The organism is Aliiglaciecola sp. SL4, assembly GCF_041538045.1.
Lineage (GTDB): Bacteria > Pseudomonadota > Gammaproteobacteria > Enterobacterales > Alteromonadaceae > Aliiglaciecola.
The window spans coordinates 16,099-35,150 of sequence record NZ_JBGOSE010000018.1; the positions used below are offsets into that span (position 1 = coordinate 16,099).

Sequence of the window (19,052 nt, forward strand, 5' to 3'; positions counted from 1 at the left end):
TAAACAGTGGATAGCTGGTTAGGCTTTAGTTGATAATTTATGCTGACTTGCTGCCCAGTTTTCAGGAAACTTGCCTTGCAATACATAGGAAAAAGCGATGAGCTCAGCTATGACATGGTAGAGTTGCTCGGGAATTTCCTGACCTAAATCCATACTGGCAAGAAATTCACTTAAATAAGGATCTTCATGTACTAAAACCCCACTTTGTTTGGCAAGTGCGACTATTTCTTCTGCTAGATCCCCAAACCCTTTGGCGATCACTTTTGGCGCTTGTTTATCACCTTCTTGGTATTGAAGGCCAACGGCACTTTTGGTTTTTTTCGCGTTTTTCGGATCAGTCATGGTGTCTGCTCATTAGGCTTGGGTTTGAAAAATTTGATACGGGCGAGTATGCAAATGGGCTGGAATTTTACCTAGCTGACATTGGGCCTTTGCCACCTCAATGCCTAAACTTTTTAAACGTTTTTTGAATAACGGCAGAAAGTTATATACCAGTTCTTTTACTGCCTCGTTGGAGGTGTACAAATCTAGCTCTAATTCATCTTGTTGTAGTCTGGCTTTCGTCAATATTTGGCCAACATCGCCAATGTCCATTTTCATGGTTAAGTGCCAAACCGCAAGTTTACTTTTTTGTTTATCTGCGTTTCCGTGCTTTTCTGGTTCACGTTTTATCAGTAGCTCGATGTCTTTTTTGTTTTCACCAACGCCACTGGGCAACACGTAATAAAAACTCTCTTGTCCTTGCAAGGCTTGCTCAGCGTTGTTCAATTTGCTTGATTGATGTTGTGCAAACATTCGTCCTAGCTGCTTGAGTATCTGATGCTTTTGCTCCATTTGGTTCAAATCATTTAAGCTGCGCTGGCTTGGCGGTGTAGTGGTCTTGTTTGAGCTAGAAAGCAGGCTACTAACAATTTGTGCGATTTTTTCACTGTGCTGAGGTTGGTTTCGATTTAACTTGGCGGCTAAGCTAATTTGCAACATTGTCATCAGTCCAGCCACTATCCCTTGGGATGAAATTGCTTGGGTAAGCTGAATGGGTGATAAGTTTAGGGGGGCTTGGGTAATTAATTGTTTAATATTTTCCACATCAGCTTCTTTACCCTGTGGTGTGCCTTGTTGCAGCTGTTTTAAGATGTTTTCTACCACCGCTTTGGCCTCGGGCGATTTGGCTAAAACCGGATCCTTCAATGCCACCTCAATATTTTGCAGGGTTTCGCTTGGACTAGCAGCTTGAGGTAAAACCCGGCGCATCAATTCACTTATCTGTGTCAGCACTTGTTGTTTCTGCGCTGCAGGTATCGATTCTAATTTGCTAGTTAAGCTTTGCAGTGTTTTTGTTATTTCTGTTGAATCCGTTTGCGCTGGATTAACCGTCACGTCTTTTGAATTCAGTTGATTTGAAACCTTGTCAGCGGCAGGTTTACCTTGGTTAGCTGATTGCCCTTCAAGCAGGGCTTTTAGGGCTGATTCGGGCTTGGGAATCGCTGCGTCTGCGCGCAAAGCAGAAGACTCAATGGTTTGCGAGGCAGCTTGTTTAGATTCAGTTTGCAAAAACAGCACTCTTTTTACTTGTTGCACTTGGGTGTCAGTGAGGGGAAGCTGGGCAACAGGCGCTTTTACAGGGCCTTTAATCTCGCCTTTACCGGAGACCAGTATATCTATACTCACATTTTTCACCCCTGCATCAACTCGTAAAAGCTTAGCCACAGCATTGTCTAAACGTAACTCGGGAAGTTTTGTTAGGGTTTCAATTAATGTCTGGCGAGGCACCGTCAAGGATATATTTTGAGATGGATTATTTAGCCGAGCTGAATCAGATTGTAACAATTTAACAATATCTGCTTTGTTTAAATTGAGCATAATGACTTTTTGCTCACCGCTGGTTTGACTGCCAGTTAGGGGACTGCTGCTGTTTTGGTTTGGCGTGTTAGCTTGAGTTTGCAGGTTCTGCTGCGCAGCTTTGTTTGTTTGATTGTTTTGGGCGTACTTGTCGAAGATAACCTGTTGGCTTATGGGCTCTGATTTTGCTGGTTGAATGGCAGCTTTAGGGGCCGAAGATTGAATAGTGATGTTATCTGTTTTAGCTTGAGTTTGCCCATTATTAGGGCTGTCTACGGTTAGTTTAATTTGCCACTGATTACCTTTAGGCAGGATCTGCAATTGTACATTTTGTGTGTTTGCTGGCAGTTTTGTCGCTGATGGTAAATTCACACTAAAGCTTTCTGATTTACCTTGTACTTGAGCAGATACATTTAGGGTGTTGCCACTGCTACTCAGAACTTTTGCATCCACGATGACGCTTTTAGCCTGGCCATTAGGTGATGCATTGCCACTGATAGCATTTAAAATGGTGGCCAATTGTTTTTGATTGAGGCTGGCGATAACTGCTTGCGCGTCTGTTTTGGTTGACGGGCTAAATAATAATAGTTCTGAAGTAGTATTTTGATTACCCGACGAACTGGTATGATTCTGCAATTGTGCTTGCACTTGGGTGGCGTTTAGGGATTGAGGCAAGTTAGTGGGTTTTGGCAAGGTAACAGTTTGTTGCTGTTTGGGTAAGGTTAAGCCAATTTGATTGTTTGCTAAGAACTGGACAATCACTTGTGCTGCTTGTTTTGCTACTGGCGAGTTTGAAGACAGCTTCGTAAGTTGAGCTGCGGCCTGGACAAGTTGCTGTTGAGCATTAAGTGATATATCGGACATAAACAGGTTATCGGCAACACATCAGTAGATTAAACACTGACTAAGCATAACCTGTTGTAGATATAGAATCTAATAGCTGGATTTGGCTTTTTGCTATGGTATCATTTGCGCCGATTTTTCGGCTGAAAGTTTTCACTAAATCGAAATGTTTTTGATTTAACAATTAGTTAAGTCTTTGTTGTATATAGCCTAACTGGAGAATGACTCAACTTGGCATTGTTACGTGGGCAAAATTTGGGGTGTGTAAAACAAGATCGAACTTTGTTTGAGAAGGTTAATTTTTCAATCGATCCCTCCCAATTACTTTATGTGCGCGGCCAAAACGGCGCTGGAAAAACCAGTTTGTTGCGAATTTTGGTGGGCTTAAGCGATCCTGCTGAGGGGCAAGTAGAGTATAAACAGCAAAATATTCAAACGGTCAATGAGCCGTATTTTCAAGACTTAATCTATTTTGGACATAAATTAGGGTTAAGTTTGAATCTAAATGCCATTGAAAATTTACGATTTTGGTGTCAATTAAATCAAGTGAGCTGTACGGAACCTGCGTTATTCGATTTACTTGCCGAGCTCGGCTTGGTGGGTTTAGAAGATGTTCCCGTGAGTCAGCTTTCTGCTGGCCAGCAACGGCGTGTCGCGTTAGCCCGCTTGTGGTTGAAGACCGACGCTAAGATTTGGATTTTAGATGAACCCTTTACGGCCTTAGATGTCCAAGGTATTGCCTTGTTGCGAAACAAAATGATTCAACATTTGAGTGTGGGTGGGGCGATAATTATTACCTCTCACCAAACCTTAGATGTGGATTATCCCACATCTGAATTGTTGTTGGAGTATCGTATATGACCTCCACACTACTAGCTGTTTTCAAGCGTGATTTGGCCTTGGCGTTTCGTCAACGAGCTGAGCTATTACAGCCAATGATGTTTTTTGTTTTGGTGATCAGCCTTTTTCCGTTAGGTGTTGGTCCAGGCCCTGAAATTCTGCAAAAGATTGGTCCAGGGGTTATCTGGGTGGCGGCTATCTTATCTTCCTTGTTAGGCATGGAACGGTTATTCCGAGACGATTTTCAGGATGGCACCCTTGAGCAGATAATGTTAAGTGGTGCACCTATGGCCCTAGTCTGTTTGGTGAAGGTGGCAGTGCATTGGTTGGCCAGCATTGTACCGTTAATTTTATTGTCGCCCCTGTTAGGGCTGTTTTTAAACCTGAGTTTAGAAATGTATTGGGCATTGCTGGCAACTTTATTGGTTGGTACTCCTTTACTTAGTTTGGTTGGCGCTGTGGCGGTTGGCTTGACGGTAGGGCTGCAAAAAGGTGGCGTGTTGCTGGCCCTGTTATTGTTACCGGTTTTTGTACCTTTATTGATATTTGCCACGGCGGCGGTAGATGCAGCCTCCTTACAAATATCCTATTCAGCCCATTTAGGCTTAATTGGAGCAATGTTATTATTCGCTCTTGCACTGGCTCCTATGGCCATTGCCTATGCATTAAAAGTGAGTCAAAGTTAATGTGGAAGTGGTTACATCCTTACGCTAAATCAGAGTCAACTTACAAACTCTGTCAAACCTTATTGCCATGGTTTTCAATCAGTGCAGCAATAACCTTAGTCATTGGCCTAATTTTAGGACTGATGTTTGCCCCAGCTGATTACCAACAAGGTGATTCTTTCCGGATTATCTATATCCATGTGCCTAGTGCTATTACCTCCATGAGTGCCTACGCGGCGATGGCTGTTGCTGCACTTATCGGTTTGGTATGGCAAATTCGTACGGCGTATATGGCGATGATCGCCATTGCTCCAGTGGGCGCGATGATGACCTTTATCGCTTTATTTACTGGGGCTGCATGGGGCAAACCTATGTGGGGCACTTGGTGGGTATGGGATGCACGTTTAACCTCCGAACTGGTTCTGTTGTTTTTATATCTTGGGGTCATTTCCCTATACAAATCCTTCGATGACAAGGTGCAGGCAGGCAAGGCTGCGGGTGTGATGTCCTTAGTGGGGGTTATTAACTTGCCGATTATTCATTACTCCGTTGAATGGTGGAACACATTGCATCAAGGGGCAACCATCAGCAAGTTTGATAAACCCTCTATTGCACCTGAGATGTTTTGGCCATTGATGGTCAATCTGTTGGCGGCAGTCTTATTAATTGGGGCAATCACCTTAAAGCGTTTGCAAAATGAGTTGTTACGTCGCGAAATACACCGTCCCTGGGCGATAAAAACCTTATTGAAAGAGGGGAAATCATGACTTTTCAATTTGATTCTTGGCAAGCCTTTTGGGACATGGGTGGATATGGCTTCTACGTATGGTTGGCCTTTGGCGTTTCATTTGTAGCTGTTTTGTTGGTCGTTTACGAGAGCATTTGGGCTAAAAAGCAGCTGATTAAAGCCGTTAATGCGCAAATGGCGCGAAAAAAACGTATTAAACAAAATAAACAGAAAAAAGCGGCGGCAATAGCCGAACAAGAAACCCAATCGAATTCTGAAAAAGAAGGTGAATTATCGTGAACCCAAGACGTCAAAAACGTTTGTTTGGCATATTGGCAATTGTGCTTTTAGTGGCCGCTGCCGTATGGATGATGCTCAGTGCACTGAGTGAAAATATTGACCATTTTTATACTCCCTCTGAAATTATCGATGGTAAAGAAGGTATTAAACCAACCGTAGGTCAACGTCTGCGAATTGGTGGCATGGTTGTTCCTGGCAGTGTTCAACGTGATCAAGAAAGTTTATCCGTGAGTTTTGATTTGGCCGATGTCGGTCCTATTGTGACGGTGCGCTACGCGGGGATTTTACCAGACCTTTTTCGTGAAGGGCAGGGCATAGTGGCTACCGGCCGACTAACGGAAAATAACCTGATTGTGGCCGATGAAGTTTTAGCCAAACATGATGAAGAATATATGCCGCCAGAATTGGCTGAAAAAATGAAAGGCATTAAGCATGTGAAACCCGACAATTTACAATCAGAACCAAAATCTGGTTCTGGCTATTAGGATAATAGAAACATGTTTGCAGAATTAGGACACTTTTCGCTGGTATTGGCCTTACTTATGTCAATGCTATTGTCTGTTTATCCAATGTGGGGTGCGTACAAAAACCAAGTCCAATATATGGCCCTTGCCAAGCCATTAGCCATAGGTATGTTTTTGTTTACTGCCATTTCATTTGGCGCTCTGGTAAACGCGTTCTATACGGATGATTTTAGTGTTGCTTATGTGGCCAACCACTCAAATAGCTTGTTGCCTTGGTATTACAAGATTACCGCAGTATGGGGCGGCCACGAAGGTTCATTTTTATTGTGGATTTTGATCTTTTCAATTTGGACTGTTGGCGTTGCAGTATTAAGTCGAGGAATTCCTCAAGCCATGGTTGCCAGAGTGCTGTCAATTTTGGGAATGGTGGCAATTGGCTTCTATTTATATTTATTACTTGCTTCTAACCCATTTGAGAGTCTTTTACCTTTTTATCCTGTCGACGGGCGAGATCTTAATCCCTTGTTGCAAGATTTTGGCATGATTATTCATCCTCCTATGTTGTATATGGGGTATGTAGGGTTTGCCGTTGCTTTTGCTTTCGCTATATCGGCGCTTCTCTCTGGTCAGCTTGATTCTACTTGGGCCCGCTGGTCCCGCCCTTGGACCCTAGCCGCATGGTGCTTCTTAACTCTGGGCCTATCTTTGGGCTCGTGGTGGGCTTATTATGAATTAGGTTGGGGTGGCTGGTGGTTCTGGGATCCAGTTGAAAATGCAGCCCTTATGCCTTGGTTAGTGGGAACCGCGCTGGTACATAGTCTAGCGGTAACTGAAAAACGTAAAATATTTAAATCTTGGACAGTGCTTCTGGCCATATCTGCATTCTCTTTGAGTTTATTAGGTACCTTCTTAGTGCGCTCTGGTGTGCTGGTTTCCGTGCATTCATTTGCCAGTGATCCCACTCGAGGTTTGTTCATTCTGGCCATTTTAGGTGTGGTAGTTGGTGGTTCATTAGTTTTGTATGCCATCCGCGCACCTCAACTAAAAAGTGTGGGGCGCTACGAATGGTTTTCCCGTGAAGTGATGCTAATTGGCAATAACTTGTTATTAACCGCCGCTACTATCGTGGTGTTAATGGGCACATTATTACCTTTGGTGCATAAAGAAATTGGCTTAGGTTCTATCTCAATTGGCGCGCCATTTTTTAACCAAATGTTCACTTATTTGATTGTGCCCTTTGTGCTACTGCTTGCAATGGGGCCATTGTCTCGCTGGAAAAAGCAGTCAGCTAAAGCGATTCAAAAACAAATGTTAATTGGCTTTGTCATTAGTGTTTGTGCCGCCCTTCTTATTCAAGCTAGTTACAACCAAATGACCTATATGGCGACTTTGGGAGCAATTTTAAGTGTGTGGATTTTGGTTTCAACCCTGCAAGAAATCATGCAGAGAGTGGCAAAGGAAAATAACAAAACTAGCTCTTCAACAACTTGGCAACGACTACGTCGTTTAACACCAAGTCATTGGGGAATGGTATTGGGACATTTAGGGTTTGCGGTAACTTTGATCGGTATTACCCTTGTGAGTAATTACGATCAGGAAAAAGATGTGCGCATGCGCACTGGAGATGTGGTCGAAATTAGTGGATACGTTTTCCAGTTTAACGGCGTCAGAGAGTTAACGGGCCCGAACTATTATGGTCATGTGGGGATCGTCGATGTGTATACGGATACGACGTTAACTGAAAAAATCACTCATCTTGAAGCTGAAAAACGGTTTTATCCTGTGCAGCGTTCGAGTATGACCGAAGCTGGAATTGATAGTGGTATTTCCAGAGATTTATTCATGGCATTAGGTGAACAGCTAAATGACGGTGCATGGGCGGTGAGAATTTATGTCAAACCATTCGTAAATTGGATATGGGCCGGTTCTATTATCATGGCGTTAGGTGGATTGTTGTCGATATCCGATAAACGTTATCGCATGGCTAAAGTGGCCAAAGTTAAGCGACGCCTAAGTGGCGAGCAAACTGATACGGCAACTAGCTCTGACGTGTTAGCAACCAAAGCACAAGGACAAGCATGAAAAAAGCCTCTTTATTTTTAATACCAATAACCTTATTTGTGTTGTTATCGGTTTTTTTATACAAAGGTTTGTATGGCGATCCTAGGCAACTAGATTCTACGGTATTAAACAAACCCGCACCTAACTTTGCTTTGCCTGATCTGATGCAGCCGGATGTCATCTACGATCCATCCATATTTGCTGGCCAAGTGACCTTGATGAACGTGTGGGGCGTGTGGTGCGTGACCTGTGCTGTTGAACTGCCTTATTTAACTGAATTGAGTCAACAGGGGGTGCGTATTATTGGTTTGTATTACGACCAAGATACCGACCCAGATTTTGGGATTAAAAGTATTCCCACCATTCAAAAAGAAGTGGCTGCTAAGTTGGCGCAACTGGGCAACCCGTATGAGTTTAATGTGTTCGATGTTAAACGAGATTATTCCTTGGACCTAGGGGTTACTGGTGCCCCAGAAACCTTCCTAATTGATAAGCAGGGTGTGATTAGAATGCATCATATTGGTGATATTAACACTCGGGTTTGGCGAACTAAAATTGCACCTTTATACAACGAGTTAATAGCCCAATGAAAAAACTAATCCTGTTATTCGTGTTGTTTACTAGCCCACTTTGGGCGTTGGAAGAAGCCTACACCTTCGATGATCCGGTAAAACAAAAAATGTTTTTGGATTTGACCGAAGAACTGCGTTGTCCTCAATGCCAGAATCAAAATATTGCTGATTCTGATGCCATGATTGCCCATGATTTGCGCCGCAAAGTTTACGAATTGTTGAACGAAGGCAAAAGTAGAGAAGAAATCGTTGACTTCATGAAGTCTCGTTATGGTGATTTTGTATCCTATCAGCCGCCAGTAACACCATTGACCATTTGGTTATGGTTGCTGCCGGTTATTTTTGTCATCGGAGCGGCTTGGTTGGTTTTTACTCAACGTAAAAAACAAGTGAATGATTTTGATGAAGATGTGCTAGCAAAGGCAGATTCGTTATTGGAGAAAGAAAATGACTAGTTATTGGCTGGGTTTTGCCATGTTGTCGGCCATTGCTGTGGGAATTTTAGTTGTTCCTTGGTTACTTAAACGCAATCGACATAACCAAGATGTGTTGACCAACACCCAAATTATTAAACAGCGGATGCAAGAGCTAAGTCGTGAAGTGGATGAAGGCTTAATCTCTTCTGATGATAAAGACATTGCAATTAAAGAACTAAAACTAGCCTTAGTGGATGAAACTGTTGCCAATACAGAACAACAACAATCCGCTTCTTGGCCATTGTTTTTAGGTATCAGCGTTAGCGTGGTGTTGTGTGCCATTTTGTATTACAAAAGCAACGAAGTGGCGGATTTACAACATTGGGAAGGGGTTAAACAGCAGTCTTCTGAATTGGCTAAACGGATCGTTATTGAAGGGGACTCCAGTGTCACCCTAGATGAGTTAAATGATTTCAGTTTGGCAATGCGTAGCAAACTTGTTGGCGCACCTGATGATTATATTGGCTGGTTGTTACTAGGCAGACTACATGCCTCGTTAAATCGCCTTGAGTCAGCTTTACAAGCCTTTGAAAAAGCGTATTTGTTAGCACCAGAACACAGTGGCGTGTTATCTAGTTATACACAAACTTTGGTTATGACAGGTGAAGAGAATTATATTCGCAAAGCACAACGATTGTTAAAAACAATGGTTCAGAATAACCCGCAAGATATGAATGCTATCGGCATACTGGCGGTGGCATCCACTCAGTTGGGGGATACACAACAAGCACTGAGTAGCTGGCAACAATTGAAGTTAATTTTACCCGCTGATGATGCAATGATCGCTGAGGTGGACAAGCGTATTGAACAACTTAGTCCTGGGGCCGTTGCACCTCAAGTTGATGAACCTATCGAGGTTACAGACGCTGATACCTCGGTATTAATTACTGTGTCAATATCTGACGAACTTGCGGCTAAAATACCAGAAGATGCGTTTATCTTTGTGTTTGCACAAGATGCCAATGGCTCGGTAAGAATGCCTGCTGCGGTGGTCAAAAATCGATTGTCTGACTTACCGCTACAGGTAAAATTGTCTGATGATAATGCCATGCTACCGAGTTTTAAATTATCTCAGTTAGAAAGTGCAAGGTTGGTGGCACGGATTTCCTTGGATGAAAATGTGGCCCAAGCTAAAGGCGAATTGCAAGGCGAAGTGACAGTGACACTGCAAGCAGGTAATCAAATTACTCAGTCAATAGTTATCGATAAGGAAGTGATGTAATGAAAGTAAAAAATTACTTGCTATTAATTGTAGCATTTGTGCTTGGCGGCTGTGCTTCTCAGCAAGCTGTTAATGGACAAGTTCAAAACGTTGAATACAACGATCCCCGTGATTCAGTAGAGGGCTTTAACCGTGCCATGTGGGATTTCAACTACGACGTACTTGATGCCTATATTTTGCGACCCACAGCCGTGGTTTACGTTGATTATGTCCCGCAACCTGCCCGACAAGGTTTGCACAACGCCGCGTTAAATTTAGAAGAACCTTCGAACTCGGTGAATAACTTACTGCAAGGTAAAGTTGGCGGAAGTTTAGCGAGTTTAGGACGATTTGTGCTCAATTCAACTGTGGGTATTCTAGGCATATTTGATGTGGCTAAGGAAATTGGCTTAGAAAGGCAAGAAGAAGAGTTTGGTGAAGTGCTAGGTAAGTATGGGGTTGGTACCGGTACCTACCTGATGTTGCCGGCTTACGGCCCTACTGATCTTCGTTCTTTGACCGGTGACTTTGTGGATTCATCCTATTTTCCGCTGCAAGATCTGTCATTTTACGTAGCGGCGGTGCGAACTGGCATTAAAGTGCTTGAAGCTCGTGCTCAATTGATGGAGCAAGAAGGGCAACTCGATCAATCACTGGATCCCTATGCCTTCGTGAAAAATGCTTACTTCCAAAACCTCGAGTTTCGTGTCACTGACGGAGAGGTACCGCAATCTGATTTGAATACTGATCCGGAAGAAGAAAGCGAAAACTTTGAAGACTTTTTAGACGACCTTTAGGGTCGTCTGTTTATCGAGAGGGCTACCCTTGCTAACGTGTGCAAGTCATGCTGCTATTGGCGTGTTTGATTCAGGTGTCGGTGGTTTATCCATCGCTGCAGCAATTCGCCAAATATTACCCCATGAAAATATCATTTACGTTGCCGATAGTGCGAATGCCCCCTATGGCGGTAAGCCTGAACAGGTGGTTTTACAGCGCTGCCAGACCATTGTTGAGTTTTTAATGGCCCAAGAGGTGAAACTGATAGTTGTGGCGTGTAACACCGCAACCTTAACCTGTATCGCCAAATTGCGTGCACTTTACCCCATTGAATTTGTTGGCGTTGAACCTGGTATTAAACCCGCTCTGAATGTCAGTCAAACAGGCACTATTGGCGTGTTAGCCACCCATAACACCATTAAAAGCCAGCAATATCAGCAATTAGTGGCAAGGTTGAAAACGCAAAATACGGTTCTGTCTCAAGCCTGTCATGGTCTAGTGGAAAAGATTGAAGCAGGGGAGTTTGATTCGTCCGCAACCCAAATGTTAATTAAACAATATGTGTTGCCTCTAATCACCCAAGGCGCCGATCAAATCGTCTTAGGTTGTACTCATTACGGTTTTTTGAGTCGGCAAATTCGCGGTATTGCTGGTGAAAATGCACAGCTAGTGAATACCAGTGAAGCCATCGCTCGCCAAACCTTGGCAGTGTTAACTCGTAATGAAATGTTAAACAGCAGCCAACAACAAGGGCAAACCATGTTATTTTCCAGTCGCTGTAATCCAGACTTTTTGGCTGTATCTAAGCTGTTATGGCCCAATGAAATTCAACAGGCTCATGAATTTCCACACTAGCTTGGGTTGTTGGGATATAGTAACCATGTTTCCTCGGTTCGGTAGGTCAATATGCGCGTGATATTTGCGGTTATTTTTAGTTATTTGCTGTCGGCCTGCGCCAGTCAGAACACTCCATACCAAGGCGAAAACTTGGTCATCCCCTCAATTCAAGTACTCAAGTCTTGGCAATTATTTCAAAAACAAGACGACACTTATCGTTCTAACATGTGGCAAAAAAAAGGACAACGTTGGGCCGATACCTTTGCCGTAAGTATTTATGCTCAACACCAAGAAAATCTGCAACAAAAACGCACTGAACTCGATGCGCCAGGCAAATCACACTGCCAAGCATTTCAATCCATCGATATGCAACACCCTAAAATACAGAATGTAGCATATGAATACTGGCAAACTCGCTGTGAAATGAATGGCAAAGTTGTCGCCCGGATGATTCATTTAATGATGCAAGGGCAAGAAAGCTTTTACCATATCCAAAAGGTCTGGGCATTTGATGCACAAGAGCCGCAGTTTTTGTATTGGAAAGAGCAAATTGATGACACTTTTTTATGTAATTTAGGAGCAAGTAATCACACTTGCCCCATGGAGTAGAATCACTAAGTTAGTTCAACAACACCATCTAATTTATAGCTTCAAGCAGAGGCAAGCTTCAGTCGATTTAATTGTTGTCGTTTACGGGATTAGCGGAGCAGTGTTTAGCAATAAATTGCGCTTGGCTAGGCATATAATCTACCGATTGTTCGATAACACTTTTGACGTTTTCCATTCGTTTGTGGATTTGTTCTTTGCTGAGTACGTCAACCATTGGATGATAACCTTCGGGCATCATACCTTGTCCAACCATTACACTTAACCAGCTTGTTTGATTAAACAATTCTTCGTCCTCGCGGAATATGCGTCCATTTGCTTTAAATAAATCTATTTTCCGTTGTAGGTATTCGGGAATTTCCATATTGCGTACGTAATCCCAAAACGGCGTGTCGTCTCTTTCAGTGACTTTGTAATGTAAAATAATAAAGTCGCGAATACGTTCTATTTCCAAAGCCGCTTGTTGGTTATAGGTATCAATGTCGGTTTGAAAAAATTGTTTTGATGGGAATAAACTCATCAGCCGAGAAATGCCGCTTTGTACCAAATGGATAGCGGTTGATTCTAAAGGCTCAATAAAACCGCCAGCCAAACCTATTGCTACACAGTTTTTGTTCCAGAATTTTTTTCGCATGCCGGTTTTAAATCGAATTATACGAGGAGCGGTTAATGGCTCTCCTTCTATTCCTTCTAGCAGTATTTTTTCGGCTTCTTCATCGCTCATAAATTTAGATGAATAGACATGTCCATTACCAACGCGATGTTGCAGGGGAATACGCCATTGCCAACCGGCTTTTTGTGCGGTAGAACGGGTATATGGTACTGGTGCTTCCGTGGTTTTACTTTGTACCGCAACTGCACGGTCACAGGGCAACCAATGACTCCAATCTTCATAGCCAGTATGCAGTGCTTGTTCAATTAGTATGCCTCGAAAACCACTACAATCAATAAATAACTCACCTTCGACTACTTCACCATTATCTAATACTAGGCTTTCTATAAAGCCATCACTGTTACGCAAATTCACGTCCGTTACCTTGGCATCAGTGCGTTTTACACCGTGTTTTTCAGCAATTTCACGTAAATATTTTACGTATAAGTTTGCATCAAAATGAAAGGCATATGCGATATTGTTTAATGGCGAGTTAGGGGTGTTGATAGAGCGCATCATTTTGCCCGATTTCGCGGCAACGCTGTTAAACGAGTAATCTTGTAAATCACCAGCTTTGCCGAGTTTTGACATCTTTAACCAAAATTGATGAAACTCGACCCCTTCAAAATTCAGCCCTATAGTGCCAAATGGATGCATGTAGCTATGATCTAATTTCTTCCAATTAACAAACTCAATACCATGTTTGAAGGTTGCTTGGGTTTTTCTAACGAAATCATCTTCGTCTAATCCAAGCAAATCATTGAATAGTTTAATTTGTGGAATAGTTGCCTCTCCGACACCGACATTAGAAATATCACTGGACTCTATTAAGCGAATATTCATGCCATCTTGACGCAGCAAGGTGCCTAAGGCTGCCGCAGTCATCCAACCTGAAGTGCCTCCACCGACGATGACAATATTTTTAATTAGGTGCTCGCTCATATGCTTTTCCTATTTTATAAATACACGCAACTACTCGGGTTCGGTAGATCTGTTATTTAACGTTGCTCTAAGGAATGTATTTCAAAGTTGCAACTATTCTACCTGAGTAGGCAATGTTAGCAACGTGCGTGCTTTAATCTGACCTATAGCGTTAATTTTAAATATATGCGCCTCTTGTGTGAGGCGCATATATTTTTGCAATTTTCTTTAGCAAGTTAGAAGTTGGCTCTAACTACAAAAGAGAATCGTCTATCATTTACAAACCAAGAACGTCCGGTTCGAGTACCTGCATCGTCAATCTGCATGGTTGTTTTTGTGACGGTATCTAATAAGTTCACTGCTTGAATACCCACTTTAATATTGTCAGTTGCGTTGTAAAAAATAGAACCATCAAGGAAGCCTGCACTTTCATTATAAATGGGTCTATAGGGGGCAATAACGTCTCTAGCGGTTAACAAGTATTCAGAACGCCAGTTATAAGCCAAGCGAGCCGACAAGTCATTCTTTTCATAGGTTAACACTAAATTGGCAGTGTGTTTCGATTGACCTTCGAGGGGCAGTGACTCAAATGCGGCTTCTGCAGGGCCATCTTTAGGTTTGCCGTCAGGTTCAGTCTCATACGTATTACTATTAGGCACCCCTTCAGCTTCAATATAAGTGTAGTTAGCCTGTACGCCTAAACCATCAAAAGGGGCGGGTAAGAAATCGAAAAATTGTGAGTAGGCAAATTCAATCCCTTGCATTGTACCTTCATCGGTATTCAGAGGCTTTTGTACTCTCACTGAATTGGTAACACCATTGTTGGTGTACTGCTCATCTACAGCACCTGTCACAAAGAAGTTACTCAAATCTTTGTAGAATACCGTTGTGGTTAGTGAGTTTGAGGGGCTGAAATACCACTCCAAAGAGAAGTCATACTGAATCGACTCCATTGGCGCTAAATACGGATTTCCAGAGTTACCTTCCCAAGTGGTTACATCGGCACCGTTAATGGTTGCTTCACCACCTGGTTCTGCAGGTTCTGTCCGGTCAGTAACAAAAATACCATCCTCAATATTCACGTAGTTTTTCAAGTTACCAGTGTCTGGATAAGCAATTGCTTTAGATACAGCAAAACGAGCAATTAAATCGTCATCTAGCTCTACCTTTATGTTAAAGCTAGGCAGGATAAAGTCATCTCTGTAGACATCGTTAAGTATCGATGTACCATAGTTACCAAAGGCACGATCATCAGCCGGTAAATAATTCAAGCGGTCGGAAGTATCCGTTGGATCATTGGGAATTAGATTAGGAAAGGTTACGGCGCCATCGGTTTCCCGTTTTACTTCAATGTAACGAATACCAAAGTTACCCGTAAATGGGAACTTAAGCTCATCATATTCAAAATCAAATCGAACATATGCCGCTTTATTTGTTTCCACAAAAGTGTTCGACTCAGCTGGTCTAAATGGACCGTCTAATTGTTCATATGTGGGGTTGCCATCGGCATCAACACCGTTTTGTATTTGTCGTTCAGATAAAGGCTCCCAATCAGAAGCAATATCCGCAAGCCTACTTCCCCAATTCGCATAGTCTTGGACTAACGCTATTGACGGGTGCAGGGTTGTGCCTCCAGGCACTATGACATTGTCGCCACGGTGATGATTGTCCCAACTAACTTGCTGTACTTCGTCAATCAAACTGGCACTGGAAGGCAAGTCTAGCCAAGCCGCAGCATACCCATCACCATCTGTGTCATTACTAAATATTGCTCCCAGTGATTGCCAATTATAGGCCGAAAAGCGCACGGTTTGTTCTCGCTGTGCGTAACGAACCCCCGCTTTAACCGAGGAGAAAAAGCCGTTATCGAAGATATACTTGGTATCATATCGAAAGGCTAAAGAATCACCTTCACTGCGTTCGTAATGATCCATAGCCGAGCGCCAATAATATGAAGATTTTGTTTGGAAAAATGCAGGGTTACTTTCCCTTCCATTTCCGCCAGGATGGCCATTCCAAGGTTCCAGAAGTTCAATTCGGGGTACATCGCCCTTTAAGTTCAAGCTCATATTGGCTTGTGTTCCTAGAAAGAGCGTGACGTCGTCATCTTTGGTGGTTGCATCGATATATTGTGCGTCAAACTCATGGGACCAGGTATCATTAGGTCTAAATTTCACGTTGAACGCGTAGTCATCAACAATGGTTCTTTGTTCTTTGGTGCGAGTTGTCGTTTGATAGGTATTTCCAAATTGTGGTACCGATGGATTTCCCCAATCGGCAGCAATGGGGACACGTTGCTGATCATTCCCATTTGAACGCCAACCACCATCACGTTGGTCGGTGATTGTACCATTAATGAAAGTACCACTATCATCAAATTCATAGGCTGGTGTGCCGTCTAGAGGATAAGTGTCGCGTCTTAGGCCGTCGGCTTCCGCACCATTGTTTTGGTCAGTTTGATAACTAAAGGTATTTTCTGTCCAGGCTAAAGTCGCGTCGGAACGCATAAATTGGCCGGTTATAAGAGTCCGTCTATCCGGGCTTTCCCATTGAGCGGCTAGAGCAAGCCCTTGTCTTTCACGGTTGATATTGTTTTTTCCAAAGTTTCCGCCATTAGGAGCCAGAACTGTTTGCCCTTCGACTAAATCATCGCGAGTTAAAAATACTTCAGATTGCAAACTGTGTGAAAGGCTTTCTAATTCAGATGAAGCGACGTTGACGAGAAATCCGAATTTTCCAGCATCTGTTTCCCAGCTGTCACTAAACATGGCAGAGGCGCTAGGTGTGGTTTCTTCTATTAAATCACTGTAGGTAAGATCTGCAGAGACTGCGACAATACGTTCTTCTGAATCAAATGGCAGGCGAGTATGCAGGCTGACAGTACCGCCAATTCCACCTTCAATTAGATCCGCGCTCTGGTTTTTATAGACTTGAACTGAACCCATTAATTCTGGGGGAACATCTTGGAAACTAAGGCCTCGACCAGAGTTGGCAGTAAAAGAATCTCGCCCATTAAACTCACTGCGCGTGGCCGACATACCTCGGATCACAGCTCCACTACCTTCCACACCAAAATGATCAGGGTCATTGGCTGCGGCAAAGCGTTCGATTGAAATGCCGGGTATGCGCTGCATTGCTTCAAGTACACTGCGATCTGGAAGTGCACCAATATCTGATGCGGTGATGGCGTCTACGAACGTATCAGCTTCTCGTTTTAATTCTTGTGCTTGAATAACACTAGAGCGTACGCCTCGAACGTTGATAATTTCAACAATGGCGTCCTCCTCTTCTGTGTTGGGCTGCGTCTCTTGTGCAAAGTTTTGACTACTAAACCCCAATATTGCTAGTGCAATCATAGATTTATTAAATCTGGGGGTACTCTTATGTTTTAGTTCGGCTAAATGGTTTTTATGCTTCACGGTTAAACTCCAAGTTTGTATGTCTAGTTATGGTTTTCGTTTTTATTGTATTTAATCGGTAATTTTATTACCGTAAGCAGCCCAATAAATGCCGCAGTAAAAAGGGTCTAAATGTTACCTTCGGGTTAACGTTAGTGAATAAATCTAGACGGTTTGAAGCGCCTAATCTAAAAATGACGTTACCCATAGAATCTGTTTGTTTTCAGTTATTGTTCGCTGTAGTTAAAGTAATCAAAATCAGCAGGACATTGTTGGCCTGACACATCTTGACAAGCCATGCCTACAAACCCACCGGTGAAATGCGCACCGTCGCCGCCACCTGCTTCATCGGAAATAATGCTGTAGTCGAGGTTAATTGGCAGTTTTGTCCAATGAACTTCGTCAACTGAGAAGGAGAAATTGAGGAGGTGGTGGTCGACATCTGCTCGTAAATATACGAGCCCATCTTTAGGTAGCAAAAAGCGTTTATCGGTTATAAATGCATCAATATGTCCGTCTCGAAGACCAAAGGTTAGGGTCAAATCTTGACTGCCTAAACAACTCATTACATCGATAAAACGGTTACCCTCATCGTCAATGGAAACATAGCAGTAGTGGAATTTATTGCTGTTGTAGTAACAAATCAGTCCAGCTGTTTGCTGAAAATTAGTGGGGTAGAATTCCATTGCAGTTTGTGCTGAATATTTGAAAGCCTCCTGTCTACGAGCCACTAAAGCATGTTCATACAATGAACCTAGGGACTCTCTTCCAATCAAGCGTAAATAACCTGAACGAGCAGTTAAACTGAACAAACGTTCGGGATTAGGGGTGCGTAACCATTGGAATTCTGTTGGTAACTCTGCTGCGTCAAAGTTGTGAGAGTGTTGCTCTGCAGGCCAAGGGTGTTCGGGGAGGTTTGGCGCTGGAACTTGCAACTCAGGTAAACCATCGGTAACCGCATTTTCGACCCTTAACCAGTTATCATCAGTCCAATAGGTTTTTTGCAGTCCTGTTTCACGGCCCAAGGGGCAACGACGTTCTCCTAGCAAGGGACGGCCACATAAATGCACAAGGTAAGTTTCGCCCTTAGATGTTTCAAACAAGTCACCATGTCCAGTTCGTTGTAGTGGCAAATCTTGATTATCTTTAGCTGTTAATAAGTAACCATAGGGGTCTAGCTCATAAGGCCCATCAATATTTTTTGAACGTGCCATGGTCATTGCATGGGTATAAAAGGTTCCGCCTTCAGCGGTTAATAAGTAGTAATAACCGTTTCGTTTAAACAAGTGCGGGGCTTCTGTGCAAGCCAGTTTGCTACCAGCAAAGATATTCTTGATTTCACCCACTAACTTTTTGGTTTCAGGACAATACTGCTGCAATAAAATGCCGCCGAACCTATTTTTTTCACGACGGTGATCCCACACCATATTAATGAACCACTTTTTGCCGTCATCGTCATGAAATAGAGAAGGATCGAAACCGCTCGAATTCATGTAAATAGGATCACTCCATTCACCATCTATGGTTTCACAGGTGGTTAGATAATTATGGGCGTCTTTAAAGTCACCATTGAAGCGTTTTACGTCTGTATAAATTAAATAAAATAGTCCGTCGTGATAGCTAAGACAGGGAGCCCACACTCCGCAGGAATCTGGCTCTCCACGTAAATCCAATAATGCTTCTCGATTTAGCGGACGGCTCACTAACCGCCAGTTTTTGAGATCTTTTGAGTGGTGTATTTGTACTCCCGGATACCATTCAAAAGTGGATGTCGCGATGTAAAAGTCATCATCCACTGCAACAATACTCGGATCTGGATTGAAACCAGGTAGTATTGGGTTTTGTATCATTGGTCGAGTAGGGGTCGTCATTC

Annotated in this window: 17 protein-coding genes; 12 read left to right on the forward strand and 5 right to left on the reverse strand. The window is 43.0% G+C overall.

The annotated features are described in order from the left end of the window. Positions 1–18 precede the first annotated feature (18 nt). Together AB6T38_RS17990 and AB6T38_RS17995 are read right to left on the reverse strand one after the other, a co-directional pair. Positions 19–342 carry an EscU/YscU/HrcU family type III secretion system export apparatus switch protein gene (locus AB6T38_RS17990; RefSeq protein WP_372548620.1) on the reverse strand — a complete coding sequence of 108 codons (324 nt, stop codon included), beginning with the start codon at positions 340–342 and terminating at the stop codon, positions 19–21. Between the two features lie 12 nt (positions 343–354). Then, positions 355–2,703 carry a flagellar hook-length control protein FliK gene (locus tag AB6T38_RS17995; protein ID WP_372548621.1) on the reverse strand — a complete coding sequence of 783 codons (2,349 nt, stop codon included), beginning with the start codon at positions 2,701–2,703 and terminating at the stop codon, positions 355–357. A 210-nt stretch (positions 2,704–2,913) separates the two neighbouring features. On the opposite strand from AB6T38_RS17995, the gene ccmA reads away from it, so the two are divergent. Genes ccmA through AB6T38_RS18055 form a run of 12 tightly spaced genes read left to right on the forward strand, consistent with a single transcriptional unit; the run spans position 2,914 to position 12,211 of the window. Next, positions 2,914–3,543 (forward strand): cytochrome c biogenesis heme-transporting ATPase CcmA, encoded by a 630-nt coding sequence (gene ccmA, locus AB6T38_RS18000; RefSeq protein ID WP_372548622.1) that lies wholly within the window; start codon positions 2,914–2,916, stop codon positions 3,541–3,543. Beyond that, a complete protein-coding gene (gene ccmB, locus AB6T38_RS18005; protein WP_348491106.1) occupies positions 3,540–4,208 on the forward strand; it encodes a heme exporter protein CcmB in 669 nt (222 codons plus the stop codon). Before ccmA ends, ccmB begins: the two co-directional genes overlap by 4 nt. Further along, positions 4,208–4,954, forward strand: a complete 747-nt coding sequence (locus AB6T38_RS18010; RefSeq protein WP_372548623.1) for a heme ABC transporter permease — start codon at positions 4,208–4,210, stop codon at positions 4,952–4,954. The genes ccmB and AB6T38_RS18010 overlap by 1 nt, the downstream gene beginning before the upstream one ends. Then, positions 4,951–5,214 carry a heme exporter protein CcmD gene (ccmD, locus tag AB6T38_RS18015; RefSeq protein ID WP_372548624.1) on the forward strand — a complete coding sequence of 88 codons (264 nt, stop codon included), beginning with the start codon at positions 4,951–4,953 and terminating at the stop codon, positions 5,212–5,214. Before AB6T38_RS18010 ends, ccmD begins: the two co-directional genes overlap by 4 nt. Continuing rightward, a complete protein-coding gene (gene ccmE, locus AB6T38_RS18020) occupies positions 5,211–5,699 on the forward strand; it encodes a cytochrome c maturation protein CcmE (protein WP_348491103.1) in 489 nt (162 codons plus the stop codon). The genes ccmD and ccmE overlap by 4 nt, the downstream gene beginning before the upstream one ends. A gap of 12 nt (positions 5,700–5,711) precedes the next feature. Further along, positions 5,712–7,760: a heme lyase CcmF/NrfE family subunit gene (locus AB6T38_RS18025; protein WP_372548625.1), complete on the forward strand. Its 2,049-nt coding sequence runs from the start codon at positions 5,712–5,714 to the stop codon at positions 7,758–7,760. Next, positions 7,757–8,329, forward strand: a complete 573-nt coding sequence (locus tag AB6T38_RS18030) for a DsbE family thiol:disulfide interchange protein (RefSeq protein WP_348491101.1) — start codon at positions 7,757–7,759, stop codon at positions 8,327–8,329. The genes AB6T38_RS18025 and AB6T38_RS18030 overlap by 4 nt, the downstream gene beginning before the upstream one ends. After that, positions 8,326–8,766 carry a cytochrome c-type biogenesis protein CcmH gene (locus tag AB6T38_RS18035; protein WP_372548626.1) on the forward strand — a complete coding sequence of 147 codons (441 nt, stop codon included), beginning with the start codon at positions 8,326–8,328 and terminating at the stop codon, positions 8,764–8,766. Before AB6T38_RS18030 ends, AB6T38_RS18035 begins: the two co-directional genes overlap by 4 nt. After that, entirely contained in the window at positions 8,759–10,009 is a 1,251-nt protein-coding gene (gene ccmI / locus AB6T38_RS18040) for a c-type cytochrome biogenesis protein CcmI (RefSeq protein ID WP_372548627.1), read from the forward strand. The genes AB6T38_RS18035 and ccmI overlap by 8 nt, the downstream gene beginning before the upstream one ends. Then, positions 10,009–10,785, forward strand: coding sequence for a VacJ family lipoprotein (locus AB6T38_RS18045; RefSeq protein ID WP_372548628.1), 777 nt, complete (start codon positions 10,009–10,011; stop codon positions 10,783–10,785). Before ccmI ends, AB6T38_RS18045 begins: the two co-directional genes overlap by 1 nt. A 28-nt stretch (positions 10,786–10,813) precedes the next feature. After that, positions 10,814–11,620, forward strand: a complete 807-nt coding sequence (gene murI, locus AB6T38_RS18050) for a glutamate racemase (RefSeq protein WP_372548629.1) — start codon at positions 10,814–10,816, stop codon at positions 11,618–11,620. Positions 11,621–11,671: 51 nt separating this feature from the next. After that, a complete protein-coding gene (locus AB6T38_RS18055) occupies positions 11,672–12,211 on the forward strand; it encodes a hypothetical protein (protein ID WP_372548630.1) in 540 nt (179 codons plus the stop codon). 67 nt (positions 12,212–12,278) lie between these two features. On the opposite strand, the gene AB6T38_RS18060 is transcribed toward AB6T38_RS18055, so the two are convergent. The 3 genes from AB6T38_RS18060 to AB6T38_RS18070 form a co-directional block, all read right to left on the reverse strand. Then, a complete protein-coding gene (locus AB6T38_RS18060; RefSeq protein WP_372548631.1) occupies positions 12,279–13,802 on the reverse strand; it encodes a tryptophan halogenase family protein in 1,524 nt (507 codons plus the stop codon). A gap of 215 nt (positions 13,803–14,017) precedes the next feature. Then, positions 14,018–17,200, reverse strand: coding sequence for a TonB-dependent receptor (locus AB6T38_RS18065; protein ID WP_372548632.1), 3,183 nt, complete (start codon positions 17,198–17,200; stop codon positions 14,018–14,020). Between the two features lie 206 nt (positions 17,201–17,406). Continuing rightward, positions 17,407–19,050 (reverse strand): glycoside hydrolase family 43 protein, encoded by a 1,644-nt coding sequence (locus AB6T38_RS18070; protein WP_372548633.1) that lies wholly within the window; start codon positions 19,048–19,050, stop codon positions 17,407–17,409. Positions 19,051–19,052 lie beyond the last annotated feature (2 nt).

Excerpts from the sequence above, each read along its gene's own strand:
- AB6T38_RS17990 (WP_372548620.1), bottom strand. The coding sequence starts at position 342 with ATGACTGATCCGAAAAACGCGAAAAAAACCAAAAGTGCCGTTGGCCTT.
- AB6T38_RS17995 (WP_372548621.1), bottom strand. The coding sequence starts at position 2,703 with ATGTCCGATATATCACTTAATGCTCAACAGCAACTTGTCCAGGCCGCA.
- ccmB (WP_348491106.1), top strand. The coding sequence starts at position 3,540 with ATGACCTCCACACTACTAGCTGTTTTCAAGCGTGATTTGGCCTTGGCG.
- AB6T38_RS18010 (WP_372548623.1), top strand. The coding sequence starts at position 4,208 with ATGTGGAAGTGGTTACATCCTTACGCTAAATCAGAGTCAACTTACAAA.
- ccmD (WP_372548624.1), top strand. The coding sequence starts at position 4,951 with ATGACTTTTCAATTTGATTCTTGGCAAGCCTTTTGGGACATGGGTGGA.
- AB6T38_RS18025 (WP_372548625.1), top strand. The coding sequence starts at position 5,712 with ATGTTTGCAGAATTAGGACACTTTTCGCTGGTATTGGCCTTACTTATG.
- AB6T38_RS18030 (WP_348491101.1), top strand. The coding sequence starts at position 7,757 with ATGAAAAAAGCCTCTTTATTTTTAATACCAATAACCTTATTTGTGTTG.
- AB6T38_RS18035 (WP_372548626.1), top strand. The coding sequence starts at position 8,326 with ATGAAAAAACTAATCCTGTTATTCGTGTTGTTTACTAGCCCACTTTGG.
- ccmI (WP_372548627.1), top strand. The coding sequence starts at position 8,759 with ATGACTAGTTATTGGCTGGGTTTTGCCATGTTGTCGGCCATTGCTGTG.
- AB6T38_RS18045 (WP_372548628.1), top strand. The coding sequence starts at position 10,009 with ATGAAAGTAAAAAATTACTTGCTATTAATTGTAGCATTTGTGCTTGGC.
- AB6T38_RS18055 (WP_372548630.1), top strand. The coding sequence starts at position 11,672 with ATGCGCGTGATATTTGCGGTTATTTTTAGTTATTTGCTGTCGGCCTGC.
- AB6T38_RS18060 (WP_372548631.1), bottom strand. The coding sequence starts at position 13,802 with ATGAGCGAGCACCTAATTAAAAATATTGTCATCGTCGGTGGAGGCACT.
- AB6T38_RS18070 (WP_372548633.1), bottom strand. The coding sequence starts at position 19,050 with ATGACGACCCCTACTCGACCAATGATACAAAACCCAATACTACCTGGT.